This is a genomic window from Salmonella sp. 741265073_HBA (assembly GCF_046569105.1).
Taxonomy (GTDB): domain Bacteria; phylum Pseudomonadota; class Gammaproteobacteria; order Enterobacterales; family Enterobacteriaceae; genus Salmonella; species Salmonella enterica.
Genome location: NZ_JBKFRY010000006.1, coordinates 140,392 through 153,351, shown reverse-complemented (window position 1 = coordinate 153,351; position 12,960 = coordinate 140,392). Strand labels below are relative to the sequence as shown.

Sequence of the window (12,960 nt, the reverse complement as noted above, 5' to 3'; positions counted from 1 at the left end):
TTCAAAGGCATAGGCGATGTTGCTCCAGTGTTGAAAAGCCCGTCTTACCTTGCAGGGGGCGCTACCTGCTCATGTCGTTAATTAATATCGCCGGATACCGTGATGGGTAATTTATTTTCATCAGAATTACATAAAATAATTTTTCATTAATTTTTATAATAACGTATGCGGTATCACATTTTATTTTTACTGACGTTCAGAATGCGTTTGATCACAATCAATCAGCGCTAATGTTTAATCTATTATGATTAGTTTTCATTACATATTATTAATAATTATGGAAGCAATGTGAGAAATAAAACATGGAAATAAAAAAATGGCTGAACACAACCATAACCCGACGTGATGCTATTGTCGCTACTGCAAAAGTAGGGGCGGCGGTGACGCTAAGCCAGGCGATTACGCTGCCTTTTGCTAACACTGCCCAGGCGCAGGATACCCCGATACCGAAGGATGCCAACGACGAAACCGTCAGGCACAGCGCCTGTCTGGTCAACTGTGGCAGCCGATGCCCGCTTAAGGTTATCGTGAAAAATGATCGCATCGTGCGCATTGAGCCGGAAGACGCGAAAGATGACGCGGTATTCGGCGAGCATCAGATTCGTCCCTGCCTGCGTGGGCGTTCCAGTCGCTGGCGCGTCTATAGCCCGGATCGCATTAAGTATCCGATGAAAAGAGTGGGAAAACGCGGTGAAGGAAAATTTAAACGTATTTCATGGGATGAGGCCACGGCCTTTATTGCAGCGGAATTAACGCGCGTTAGCGAACAATATGGCCGGGAAGCTATTTATTATAATTATCAATCCGGGGCATATTATCATACGCAGGGCAGGCCCGCCTGGATAAGATTATTAAATCTCACCGGCGGTTATTTAAATTATCACAACACCTATTCCACGGCGCAAATTGCCACCGCCACGCCTTATACCCACGGTGATTATGTCGGTAGCCATTTTACGCAGATCGCGCATTCCGATCTGGTGGTGCTATTTGGCCTGAATCTCTCAGAAACGCGGATGTCCGGCGGCGGTCAGGTTGAAGAGCTGCGCCGGGCGCTGGAAACCTCAAAAGCCCGAGTCATTATTATCGATCCACGCTATACCGATTCGGTGATTACCGAACACGCCGAATGGCTACCGATTCGCCCAACCACGGACGCTGCGTTAGTCGCCGGTATCGCGCATACGCTGATTACCGAACAGCTTCTCGACGAGGCGCTGGTAAACCGCTATTGCGTCGGCTATGACCGTAGCACTTTGCCGGACACGGCTGCGCCTAACGCCAGCTATAAAGATTATGTTCTTGGCACGGGCGATGACGGTATCGCGAAAACCCCGGAATGGGCGGCGGATATCACCGGTATTCCGGCAACGCGTATTCGCCAACTGGCGCGCGAAATCGCCTCGGCGCGCGCCTGCTATATTTGCCAGGGCTGGGGGCCGCAGCGTCATGCCAACGGCGAACAAACCGTGCGTGCTATTCAGACGCTGCCAGCGTTAACCGGCCACTTCGGGCGGCCCGGCACCAACAATGGCAACTGGCCTTATGGTACGCCGTATGGCGTGCCATTGTTGCCTGTCGGTAAGAATCCGATCACAACCTCTATTCCTTGCTATTTATGGACGGACGCCATTCAGCATCCGGAGAAAATGACCGCGACGACAATGGGCGTGAAAGGCGCGGACAGGCTAAAAACCGGGATTAAGCTGTTTTTCAACCAGGCCGGTAATACCTTGCTGAATCAGCACGGCGAAACGAACCGCACCCGTCAAATTCTCGCGGATGAATCGCTGTGTGAAACCATTATCGTGATTGAAAACCATATGACGCCCAGCGCGATGTATGCGGATCTGCTGTTGCCGGAGACCAGCTATCTTGAGGCGGAAGACCTGGTGGACAGCTCCTATGCGGCGGGATCGCATAACTATATGATTGCGATTCAGAAAACCGTTAAACCGATGTGGGAAGTGCGCAGCACGTATGACATCTGCGCGGATATCGCCGGGCATCTTGGACTGCGCGAGCAATATACCGAGGGCCGAACTCAGGCGCAGTGGGCGGAGATGCACTATCAGCAGATCCGTGAGAAACGTCCATACCTGCCGGAGTGGAGCGTGGCGAAAGAGATGGGCGTGATTGACCAGCGTATCGCGACCGAGCAGCAGAGCCTTGCGTTTGCCGATTTCCGCGCCGACGCCGAGGCTAACCCACTCTCCACGCCGTCGGGCAAAATTGAAATTTACTCCCAGGCGCTGGCGGATCTGGCGCAAACGTGGACGTTGCCAGAAGGCGAGCGAATTCCCGCATTGCCGGAATTTTGTCCGGCGAAAGAGTCGCATCTTAACAAAGCGCTGACGGCGAAGTATCCGTTGCAGTTAAGCGGCTTCCATACCAAAGGGCATACCCACTCGACCTACAGCAATGTGCTGATGCTGCATGAGGCGGTGCCGGATGAAGTCTGGATTAACCCGATTGACGCCAGCGCCCGCCAATTGAAGTCCGGCGATCGGGTGCATGTATTCAATGACCGCGGCGTGGTGGAGCTTCCCTGTAAAGTGACCCAGCGCATTTTACCCGGCGTGGCGGCGATGCCGCAGGGCGCGTGGACGCGGCTTGACGGCAACGGCGTTGATGTCGGCGGCTGTATCAATACGCTGACCAGCCACCACCCTTCGCCGCTGGCGAAAGGCAATCCGCAGCATACCAATCTGGTTGAAATTAAACGCGCTTAAGGAGTGATGTACGATGAAACAGTATGGCTTTTATGTTGACTCCTCGCGCTGTTCAGGCTGTAAAACCTGCCAGGTAAGCTGCAAGGATAATAAAGATCTGGATGTTGGTCCGAAACTGCGCCGCGTCTATGAATATGGCGGCGGAAGCTGGGTGAAAGAGGGGGAAAGCTGGCATCACGACACCTTTACCTACTACCTCTCTATTGCTTGTAACCATTGCGATGAGCCGGTATGTGTCTCCGGCTGTCCGACCGGGGCGATGCATAAACGTAAAGAGGATGGTCTGGTCGTGGTGGATGACAGCGTATGCGTCGGCTGTCGCTATTGTGAAATGCGCTGCCCCTACGGCGCGCCGCAGTTTGATACGCAGGCGAACGTGATGCGTAAATGCGACGGTTGTCTTGACCGACTGGAGAACAATCTGCGCCCTATTTGTGTGGATTCTTGCCCGCAGCGAGCGCTGGATTTCGGCCCTGTCGATGAATTACGGGCAAAATATGGCACGGAGAATCAAATCGCGCCGCTGCCTTCAGCGTCGTTCACCCATCCTAACCTCATTATTAAACCGCATCCGAAAGCGAGACCCACGGGCGATACGGAAGGCGCAATCATGAACATTCGGGAGGTGCGCCATGCATGAGTTACCGCTGGTCTTTTTTACGGTCTTTACCCAGAGCGCGGTCGGCGCGTTTATTCTGCTGCTGATTGGCGGCGCAATGGGGCTGGTCGCGCCGCGGCGCAAGGCTATTGGTCTGTTCTCGGTGATGTGCCTGTTTGGGCTGGGCGTCATTGTCGGCATCTTCCACGTCGGGCAACCGCTGCGCGCGTTGAATATGCTGCTGCGCGTCGGACATTCGCCGATGAGTAACGAGATTGTCTTGTCGGCGGCTTTTGCGGCGCTCGGCGGTCTGGGGGCGCTCGGTTTGTTGCTGAACCGGGCGACGCCGCTGTGTAACGCGTTGGTATGGTTGGCGGCGATAGTCGGGGTGGTCTTCTTATACGCCGTTCCGCAGATTTACCAACTGCCGACGGTGGCGACCTGGCGTTCATCTTACACCACGGCAATGATGATATTGACGCCGTTGATTGGCGGCGGCGCGTTGGCGGCATTGTTTGGCGTGCGCCGTCTGGGGCTACTGGTCAGCGTGTTGGCGATTTTGGTGAGCTTTTGTCTGCGCCCGGGCTATATGGCGACGCTGATGAGCGCCGATAGCGCTCTGACCGCCGCGCAGCATAGCTGGTTTACCGCCCAGGCGATATTGCTGGCGGCGGGCGTGGTCGGGGTGGTGGTCTGCGCGCGCCTGAAATCGAGCGCTGCGGTGCTGGCCATGACGGCAGTGGTGGTTATCGCGGCGGAGTTGGCGGGTAGGATTGCGTTTTACAATCTGTGGACGCTGCCAATGTAGTTTTTTGCCCGGTTTATGCCATGTAAGCCTGATAAGCGTAGCGTTATCAGGCGAAATATTTCAGGAGCTATTGCTATGCCTTCCCGTGCTGTTTTGCCGCGTATCCTCGGCGCACTGTTTTACTTCTCCCCTGAGAGGCCGGAGGTGAAAGCGTTGTTCGACTGTTTGCCAACGTTGCCTGAGCTTTACCCCTGGCGCGATCGCGGACATATTGAATCACTGTGTGCGTCATGGTCGCTACCGGATGATGATGCGCTTACATGGCAATTTTCCGTGTTGTTTGAAGGCCAGGGAAAGATGCCCGTCCCGCCCTGGGGATCGGTCTATCTGGAAAAAGATAATTTGCTGATGGGGGAAACCACCGCCGATTATCGAGCTTTTTTACAGGCGCAGGGCATGGTATTCACTGACCGTGAACGCGAGCCGGAAGATCAGTTTGGCCTGATGCTATTAGCCTGTAGCGATCTGCTGGCACGAGGCGACAACGTGGCGGCCAACCGGTTACTGGAGGCGCATCTGCTGCCCTGGGGATTCCGCTATCTGGAATTGCTGCAACGCAATACCGTTAGCGCCTTCTATGCCCGGCTTGCCATCGTAGCGACCTGTTATTTGCAGGATGTTCAGCAGCAACAGGGACTACAGCCTGAGAATAAACGGTTGTTTTTCTGAGGTATTGGTCAGGTTTTGATGGCGTGCCATAATGCTTGTGCCGCCATCGTGCCCGCTGTTGCGTCAGCGGGCACAGTTTACTATTACAGCTCCGGCGTCTTTTTGAAACCGGTCAGCATCAGCACCAGGCTCTGTTTTGAGTCCGCTGGCGTGAAATCGTAGTGATTTCCCTGACGGTCGCCGCCGATATACCAGGATATTTCCGTTTTCCCTTCCGCCAGCGCTTTGCGCACCGCTTTATCGACATCAACCATGCGATACTCATGTGAATGGTTTAGATATAACACGGCATCGGAACGGTAGTTGATCGCCGGTTTATTGTTCCAGGACACGGTACTGACGTGCCAGTCATTGCTGGTCGGGTAAAAGAAAATTTGATCGGCGCCGTTCGTTTCCGTTTTGCCGCCAAAAAGGCGAATACGGTATTTGAATAGCGAAGTGTCCATATTGGCAGGCAGGGGCGGGATCTTAAATTTCACCAGCGTGAGCGTTTCCGGGTGCCGCGTGCGTCCGCCATTGGTCCAGTCATCCTGTACGTACAAGGTATCGACGCTGGCATGAGGCTTGTCGTCTTCGCTGCTTACCCAGGTATTTTCTTCCGCTTTACTGTAGGCGTAAGGAACCGTAGTGCCGCAATCCAGTCCCTGATTCATACACAGATCTGTCATAAACTGCGCGCCATCTTCCGTCCAGCCATTCATAAAATCGGCATGGGCGGTATAAAGACTTCCCCAGCGCTCTGCCCGGGTTTCGCCATGCATTACCGGGTCCATCGACAATTCCACTTTAGACGTATCCAGCGAGGAGATCTGCGGGAGTACCCAGGCGATGTTCATATTCACCGTCGGGATTTTGACCGGATAGTCTGCGGAACATTTCCCGTGGTCGGCATAGATAGCGTTATTGTGAGTATGGGTCGGTTTCAGGTTGACGCCATCCCAACAGTTGGGGAAAGCGATCCCGATATTAAACTGGACGGCATCGCCCGCTTTACGCAGGCCGCATATTTCGCCTACCTTGTTGGTGTAACCTTTGCCGTTGGCACATAAAAAGGTGATTGCGGAACTGGGGCCAGTACCGTGATGATCGCCTGCCAGTAACTCCAGCCCGGCCGGGAATGGATGGAGCGGATATTGCGCTACATTTGTGGATTGATAATAGGTCTTTTGGTAGGCCGGATTTACGATTTCACCACCGGGTAATTTCATGGACGGCGCCCAGTAAGCGGAGCTGTCGGCTTTATTATCGCAGGTGGTATCTGGTTGCGCGCGCAACGTCTGGTAGGTAGAGACCGCGTCGGTGTGGGTGTTGCCAAAAAAGTCATGCCACATCGCCTGATTCGCTTTACCAAACATCATAATCGCGTCATCGCCCAGCGTGTGGTGATAGCCGCACACGACATGCGCCTGAGGACCGGCATGGGCCGGGAATGCGCCAGCGGCAACGAGCGTAGCCAGGCTGACGGTAATAAGGTTGAGTTTCATTTTTTTGCTGCCCGGTTGAATAGAAGTGGGAGCAGCAATAGCAGATCAGATTGCGGTGTTACATCTCATTAATTATCACTTTTTGTCATTTGCTCTGCATACAGGGGCAAATTTGCAGACGTACTATTTAAATAATTAGCCGAAACTACCCTCCTCTTGATTATGTCAATTTACAAAAAGGGTACGTTAGTGATTAAAATCGGGCTTTTTGTGATAACCCTCACTATTTCATTTTGCCTATGCTAATGGCGCTCGCCATAACCGAATAACGATTCTATCGGACATCGGCTTTATTTTTAAGAAATGCGTTACGACATCAGTCGTGACGCGATCTGCTATGGATTTTTTATGAGATTACTAAAACGCGTTATTGTGGTTGTACTCTTGGGCGTGATTTTATTTATGGTCAGGGACGATATACGCTATGTTTATCAACTGATCCTCAAATATGGTGATAAACCTTCGGCGCTAGCACTGAGTAGCTATAAAGCGGTTATTCAGCAAAAACCAGTCGCAGGAGTTAAGAGTAACCTTTCAGGTTTGACCTACTCCGCCGAAGACAGGATGCTTTTCGCCGTTATTAATAATCCCCCTGAACTGGTCTGGTTAACGACAGAAGGGCAGCTGATAGGGCGGATGCCGCTCCAGGGCATCCACGACCCGGAGTCTATTGCATGGAGTGGGGGTAACCAGTTCCAGATAGGCAGTGAGAAAGATGGCGCGGTCTATAAAACACAGGTGGATATTCAGCGCGGCACCATGCAGATAATCTCCATGGTGAAGCTTGAGGGTTATGACAAAGCAAAAAATAAAGGGCTGGAAGGTACGGCATGGGATGCGAAAAATGAGAGATTATATGCCGCAAAAGAAAGAAAACCCATTATGATCAAAGAAGTAGAGATGAGCAAAAATGGTATCACCAGAGCGTTGCCTTCTGCCATCACTGCGAGTGTGAGCGATGTCTCCGGACTTGAATACCATGCCCCAACGGATTCGCTGCTGGTGTTGTCGGACGAGTCAAAAATGATTCTGGAGGTCAGTTCCGAGTGGCGGGTGCGCGATCGATTGTTCCTGACGGCGGAGTGGTCAGGGCTCAGAGACGATATCCCCCAACCAGAAGGGATTGCCATGGATAATGAAAATAATTTGTATATTGTGAGTGAACCAAATCTGTTTTATAAATTTTCGTGTGATATACAGAATGACTAAAATCTATTTTTACTGTCACAGTATGCTAAAACAGAACAAGGTTATTAATACCATGATTTGACGATTGTTTGATTCGTTGATTCATTGTTGGGGATATTTATGTTTTACTTACCTCAGTAACGGATTACTTTGTGGTGTAGCGTAACGGTAATTGTCCTCCTCATATTTGCGGCAGCGTAGTCTGCCGCTTTTTTTTATAAATTAACTCTCTCTGTAATAATTAACAGACAATAAATATTATTCTGTTTTTTTCAGGAGGCCTCCGAAGAGACCTCGCATGGTGATGTTTAGTTATCAGGCATAATATTCTTCATCAACACTTACCGAATGCCATGTCGCCTCGCTAAGCGAAATCATTTCATCTACGCCGGAACTCTTGTTAACCGGGTTTTCCGTCGGCGATGTGCCTGTAAATGTTCCATTGGCGGTGGCGCTATTCCCGGCGGGATCGGTGGCCGTAATGATGTACTGATTCTCCCCCCCCGACAGAATAGCGGATTGCGGAACAGAAACATGCCAGTTACCGGTATCGTTATCAACACTGGCGGAGTAGAGTCGATCGTCAGCCAGCCGATAGACAGCGAAGAATTACCCCATAGCGTTTGCGGAACGAACACTGATTGAACAGCTTTCATTCACTGCTGTTCCCGGAGATTTTATGGGTATTATCGGTACATCAGGTTCAGGTAAATCTTCTTTAATCAAAGCACTATCAAATTCCAGTCATTGCTATACGGGAACAGTTAAATTAAACAACGTAGATATCACACCGATCTCTGAAGATGATATCCAGAATTGCCTTGCCTACCACTTTGGCAACATTTTAGAAAAAATTACGTAATATCGACTGATATGTAAAACTCATTCAGCATCAAATGGATTAATTCAACATCAGTAGTAATATCCATTTTTTTATAGGCTGATCTCTTTTGTGTTGAAATCGTTTTTATATTTCGATCTAATAAATTTGAGCAACTTTTAACAGATAATCCTGCTGCCACGTAATAAATGACTTTTTTCTCGCTCAATGTTAGGTCGAATTTTTTAGCGAGCAACAGAATCCCATCTCTTATATTAATATGTTTTGCTTTGTTCTTATACTGCATTGTCAGATATCTCAATTAACATATTGATGACGAGAGGAAGATAAAAACGCTAAAAATTCTGATGGTGTAGTTTTGAAGTGTTTTTTAAAAACGCATGTAAAATAAGAAGCACTATCATAACCACACATATAAGCCACTCGGGTAATATTATATTCACTATTGCGTAAAAGTTTTGTCGCTTTATTCATTCGCGCATTAAGGTAAACTTCGCTGAATGAGGTGTTCTCTTGTTTTAATTTCCTTTTTAATGTGGAACAACTCATATAGAGTGAGTCAGAAATATCCTTGAGCGCCCATTTTCGACTTATGTCGCTTATAATAATATTATAGATATTTTCGGCTAATGTATTTTGCGATAGTTCTCTAAAGAGAGCAAATGCTTCGGGTTCATAGATGAACTCTGAAAGTAGAAATCTTATTAAATATTCCTTTTTATCTTGGGATAATTTCTGGCTTTTATTTGAAGAGTGTAAGAGGTTGAATACTCTTGCTACGCCTGTTTCTATTGGCGCTAACAGATGTTTTGTCGTCGGTTTTGTTAATGGGGCCGAAAAGTCTGCATGTTCATACAGAAAAAAATTATAAGCATTTTTTATTGACGCTGAATCTAATTCAATTAAATTATAATTTAACTGTTCATGAGTCTCTTCCATAGTGATATGAATAGTTTGATCTTTAGCTAAAAATATTAACATTGGCCCTGATGCCGTAATATACTCCCCGGACGATGTCGTAATTGAAATTTTACCCGTGGTGAGCTTGATGAGTGCGGACTGCAGTAAATTTAATCCCTGAAGTGATAAGGATTTCCTCTGCCAGTTTTGCGCTGATTGTAAACATTCAATGCTCCCCACCTGGACAGGTGAGGGATTAAATACTTTTAGCATGATAATTTCCTTTTATTAAATGTGCGTGTAAATCAAAAATTATTCTGAAAAATATTTCAAAAAAACTAATATATAGCTATATAAGTATTGGCGAACTTAAGGTATCAGGTAGCGATCTTTTCATTTTCTATGGAAAATGCTATTTTATATTGCATTTCTACATATTATAGTATCGTTAAAAAACTATGTCGCGTATAAAAAAAAGATGGAAATTTACAAGAATTGGCTCATGTTATTATCAAATTATCTCTTTAAAATTTGAATTAAGTAATAATTGCCTTTAATCTTTTAGAGAATAGCTCTTTAATTTCATGGAGGTAGTTAGCATGAGGTATAAGATCTGATGTTAATTTGTGATAAGGTTTATCCTGGATGTAAATATTAACGCTCTCGGTTAGGAAAGGCATACAACGCGGTAAATATATACTGTGGCGGGTAGACGGTGTAGCGATATCCGGAAATTTGAGGGGGAGGGGAAGCATTCAATCGTATGGTTGGCTTTATAAAAAACGATGTAACACGTTATTGAGGTTCTTACTGTGCGTATCCGTTAGGTTTATGCTTTCTGGATTGTATAATGTTGCGTGTTTTGGCGCGGCAGTATTGAATCTTTTGCTGCGTCGGCCCCGAGGAGGAATCACTCACAGCGAATGCCAGCGCACAGCCTGGTCCTGAATCTCTAAATGAGTAGAAAACCTTTCGGTTCGATACTCCGGTTCTATTCCTTCTAAATTTATCGTAATGACATCTGCGTTACGCGTGTTGTATACTTAATATCCACAGAAGTACAAGAGGACAACACTATGCCAGCCGCAAACAGTATGGCGATGAAACGCGAAACCCTGAACCTGCGTATCAAACCCGCCGAGCGCGATCTTATCGATCGAGCGGCGAAAGCCAGAGGGAAAAACCGCACTGACTTTGTGCTGGAAGCTGCCCGTGCTGCTGCCGAGGAAGCGCTTATCGAACAACGCATCATTATGGCCGATCCACAGGCTTATCAGGAATTTCTCGCTCGTTTGGATCAAACACCTTCACCTAATGCCGCACTGCGTAAAACCATGCAGACCCCTGCGCCGTGGGAGCAGGAAAAATGATCTCCTCCCCTGAGCCGCTTCATGCCGGACATATTCTTACTCCGTTTTGCTGCGGTGTGGATTCTATGGATAACTGGCTGAAACAGCGGGCGATGAAAAATCAGACCACTGGTGCGTCCCGTACCTTTGTGTGTTGTGGCAGCGATTCGAGCGTACTGGCCTATTACTCGCTGGCGTCCAGCGCGGTCACGACGAATACCGCCCCCGGTCGCTTTCGTCGCAATATGCCTGACCCGATTCCGATTGTGGTATTGGGGCGTCTGGCGGTGGATAAATCGCTTCATGGGCAGGGCGTTGGTCGGGCGCTGGTACGCGACGCAGGGCTACGGGTTATTCAAGTGGCGGAGACTATCGGCATTCGCGGGATGCTGGTTCACGCCCTGTCGGATGAAGCGCGGGAATTTTACCAGCGGGTGGGGTTTGTACCGTCGCCGATGGATCCGATGATGTTGATGGTGACGTTGGGGGATTTGGTGGAGAGTGTTTAAACTCCAGAACGTATCCCTTAGCTTCTGATGGCCGGAATTCGCTGTGGACAGTCAGTGAGCCAGACCGGTTTTACCGCTTCAGCCGGACAACGACATCATGACGGTCTGGACGGACTGCAAACGGGGGAAGGGGGCGTTGAATTCATGCGAATCGGGGAAACCGAAGGCATTCTCCACGCCCGGTCGCCCCTACGCAGTTGCACTTCCTTTCATTTGCTGTGGCCAGTTTGCGGGAAGACTTTCACCTTCAGTAATTAAGTTTGGGGTAATCTTCTTTACTCAATAAATTATTTTTGTCGTTCAGCTCCTGGCGGACTTTTGCCAGTGACTTCTGAAAAGCCGGGATTGTTTGCAACCTTGCAAACTCTACTGCTCCCACATAACGGCCGGCATCAACATCGCTTTGCCAGTGAGCACCGCATATTACTCTGCTTTGCCCGAACTCCCATCCTCGTCTGGCGAGCTCCTGCGCGCGTTCCGGTCTGGCCTCGGATAATACTAATGCCAGAAGTGTACCATAAGCAGTATGCCCGGAAGGGTAAGAGCCATCTTTTCGCAAAGTATTCTCATCTTCAGGACGGCAGGTGGAATGATTAAATAAGACAAAGGGGCGGGTACGCATATAATATTTTTTTGCCGAAGCAGTAGCGTAGTAGCCGCCCATTTTCAGAAGATTCTGTAACATATTCCAGGTTTCTGGCGTATCTTTGGGATTAATTTTAGCACCCACTACTGGCGAGAATATTCTGGCTATATTTTCCACGCTTATATCTGCATCCTCAGCAGCTTGTTTCCATCGTGGGGAACCCTTTATCGCATAGCCCTTAAAATAAGCCTCCTTATCATAGCGGAAAGCCGGATCATCATTACCTGGCGGTGGTGGTAAGTAGAACTGACTGTTCACTGATTCTTCAGGAGAATGAAAGGGTTGCATTGTTGCTGCTGATGTATATTTAGCTACGATCAGTGGTAGAAAAAATAGTAAATAACGACTTTTCATAAAGACTCACTCCGGATCAGGCAATAATAAACACATGTGATTCTATAATGATTTATTGAAATGGTTATTCAACATACAGGTAAAAAAGCAGGACGCTGCACTGGCATTATCGTCTACCCATACCGGACTGACTGTAGCGGACAACAGAACAATACTGATACTTCCGGCTAACAGCATTTTGTTTAACTTTTGTCCCCGGTTATTTTTTATCTGCATGCCTGACTGACACGCATTAGGTTAAAATATTTCCGTAATAACACAGTATGAATAAGTATTTAAACTATGTGCTCTGTTACCCCGATAACTACCATCAGTCATGATGTGCTGAGTATTAATTTATGATTATGGACAAGAGTCGGAAACAGTATTTAAGAATAAAGAAACCGAAAAAGAAAAAATACTAAAATTGGCGAAGGGATTATTGTTGTCAGTGATAAAAAGTTCATAGCGGAAATATTGGATTCAATTGTCGGGGCTAGCGAGCCGTCAGATGGAGTGATACGCGTTATTACTGGTAATAATCTCCCTGTAGCTAAGTAAGCTTTTGACCCTGGCCCAAAGATGAGCGGCTGATCGCCGAAGCGCTGGGCGTTGCGCCAGAGAAAATCTGGCCTTCTCGTTATAGCTAGTCAGGCCGGAGATGGGGGCTACGGATTTCCATTCCCAGAAAAGCAAAAACCCAGCCATAGGCTGGGTTTTCTGAATAAGTGGTGCCCGGACTCGGAATCGAACCAAGGACACGGGGATTTTCAATCCCCTGCTCTACCGACTGAGCTATCCGGGCAACGGGGCGCATTAAACCGTAAAGGGGCGCGGTCGTCAACGGCTTTACACGAAAAAAGTGATAAAAGCGCGCTGACTGCCTGCTTTTCAGGCAAAATG

At 48.4% G+C, this 12,960-nt stretch carries 12 protein-coding genes, 1 tRNA gene and 4 pseudogenes; 9 read left to right on the top strand and 8 right to left on the bottom strand.

The genetic code is table 11. The annotated features are described in order from the left end of the window. The first annotated feature begins 302 nt into the window (after positions 1-302). The 4 genes from ACLD3P_RS11010 (at position 303) to ACLD3P_RS10995 (ending at position 4,807) form a co-directional block, all read left to right on the top strand. A complete protein-coding gene (locus ACLD3P_RS11010; RefSeq protein ID WP_411006659.1) occupies positions 303-2,732 on the top strand; it encodes a DMSO/selenate family reductase complex A subunit in 2,430 nt (809 codons plus the stop codon). A gap of 13 nt (positions 2,733-2,745) precedes the next feature. After that, entirely contained in the window at positions 2,746-3,372 is a 627-nt protein-coding gene (locus ACLD3P_RS11005; protein ID WP_000816143.1) for a DMSO/selenate family reductase complex B subunit, read from the top strand. Beyond that, entirely contained in the window at positions 3,365-4,138 is a 774-nt protein-coding gene (locus ACLD3P_RS11000; RefSeq protein ID WP_000544921.1) for a dimethyl sulfoxide reductase anchor subunit family protein, read from the top strand. The genes ACLD3P_RS11005 and ACLD3P_RS11000 overlap by 8 nt, the downstream gene beginning before the upstream one ends. 75 nt (positions 4,139-4,213) lie before the next feature. Continuing rightward, positions 4,214-4,807 (top strand): molecular chaperone, encoded by a 594-nt coding sequence (locus ACLD3P_RS10995; protein ID WP_001542855.1) that lies wholly within the window; start codon positions 4,214-4,216, stop codon positions 4,805-4,807. 83 nt (positions 4,808-4,890) lie between these two features. Here ACLD3P_RS10995 and ACLD3P_RS10990 read toward each other — a convergent pair whose 3' ends face one another. After that, positions 4,891-6,291: a DUF1996 domain-containing protein gene (locus ACLD3P_RS10990; protein ID WP_183052385.1), complete on the bottom strand. Its 1,401-nt coding sequence runs from the start codon at positions 6,289-6,291 to the stop codon at positions 4,891-4,893. Positions 6,292-6,594: 303 nt separating this feature from the next. Between ACLD3P_RS10990 and ACLD3P_RS10985 the strand changes: the two genes are divergently transcribed. Further along, positions 6,595-7,500, top strand: a complete 906-nt coding sequence (locus tag ACLD3P_RS10985; RefSeq protein WP_076727846.1) for an SdiA-regulated domain-containing protein — start codon at positions 6,595-6,597, stop codon at positions 7,498-7,500. Between the two features lie 294 nt (positions 7,501-7,794). On the opposite strand, the pseudogene ACLD3P_RS10980 reads toward ACLD3P_RS10985, so the two are convergent. Next, a pseudogene (locus ACLD3P_RS10980) lies at positions 7,795-7,929 on the bottom strand (hypothetical protein); the annotation flags it as partial. 110 nt (positions 7,930-8,039) lie between these two features. Then, positions 8,040-8,139, bottom strand: a pseudogene (locus ACLD3P_RS10975) (hypothetical protein); the annotation flags it as partial. 19 nt (positions 8,140-8,158) lie between these two features. Between ACLD3P_RS10975 and ACLD3P_RS10970 the strand changes: the two are divergent. Continuing rightward, on the top strand, positions 8,159-8,341 hold the full coding sequence (locus ACLD3P_RS10970) for an ATP-binding cassette domain-containing protein (protein ID WP_001527266.1): 183 nt from the start codon (positions 8,159-8,161) through the stop codon (positions 8,339-8,341). On the opposite strand, the gene rtsB is transcribed toward ACLD3P_RS10970, so the two are convergent. The 3 genes and pseudogenes from rtsB to ACLD3P_RS10955 form a co-directional block, all read right to left on the bottom strand. Continuing rightward, the gene (gene rtsB / locus ACLD3P_RS10965; protein WP_001269916.1) at positions 8,334-8,621 is read right to left on the bottom strand and encodes a transcriptional regulator RtsB; all 288 of its coding nucleotides are present in this window, start codon (positions 8,619-8,621) and stop codon (positions 8,334-8,336) included. The genes ACLD3P_RS10970 and rtsB overlap by 8 nt on opposite strands. Beyond that, entirely contained in the window at positions 8,618-9,493 is an 876-nt protein-coding gene (locus ACLD3P_RS10960; protein ID WP_131046687.1) for an AraC family transcriptional regulator, read from the bottom strand. The genes rtsB and ACLD3P_RS10960 overlap by 4 nt, the downstream gene beginning before the upstream one ends. A 263-nt stretch (positions 9,494-9,756) precedes the next feature. After that, positions 9,757-9,979: pseudogene (locus ACLD3P_RS10955) on the bottom strand (hypothetical protein). 317 nt (positions 9,980-10,296) lie between these two features. Here ACLD3P_RS10955 and ACLD3P_RS10950 point away from each other — a divergent pair. Both ACLD3P_RS10950 and ACLD3P_RS10945 read left to right on the top strand, forming a co-directional pair. After that, positions 10,297-10,590, top strand: coding sequence for a DUF1778 domain-containing protein (locus tag ACLD3P_RS10950; RefSeq protein ID WP_001110453.1), 294 nt, complete (start codon positions 10,297-10,299; stop codon positions 10,588-10,590). After that, positions 10,587-11,078 carry a GNAT family N-acetyltransferase gene (locus ACLD3P_RS10945; RefSeq protein WP_000625912.1) on the top strand — a complete coding sequence of 164 codons (492 nt, stop codon included), beginning with the start codon at positions 10,587-10,589 and terminating at the stop codon, positions 11,076-11,078. Before ACLD3P_RS10950 ends, ACLD3P_RS10945 begins: the two co-directional genes overlap by 4 nt. A gap of 247 nt (positions 11,079-11,325) precedes the next feature. Here the strand turns inward: ACLD3P_RS10945 and ACLD3P_RS10940 are convergent, their stop codons facing one another. Continuing rightward, complete coding sequence (locus tag ACLD3P_RS10940) at positions 11,326-12,078, bottom strand: non-specific acid phosphatase (RefSeq protein WP_131046686.1); 753 nt, start codon at positions 12,076-12,078, stop codon at positions 11,326-11,328. Positions 12,079-12,629: 551 nt separating this feature from the next. Here ACLD3P_RS10940 and ACLD3P_RS10935 point away from each other — a divergent pair. Next, positions 12,630-12,707 (top strand): annotated as a pseudogene (locus ACLD3P_RS10935) (helix-turn-helix domain-containing protein); the annotation flags it as partial. Positions 12,708-12,786: 79 nt separating this feature from the next. On the opposite strand, the gene ACLD3P_RS10930 reads toward ACLD3P_RS10935, so the two are convergent. Further along, positions 12,787-12,862 (bottom strand) — tRNA-Phe (locus tag ACLD3P_RS10930). Between the last annotated feature and the right edge of the window lie 98 nt (positions 12,863-12,960).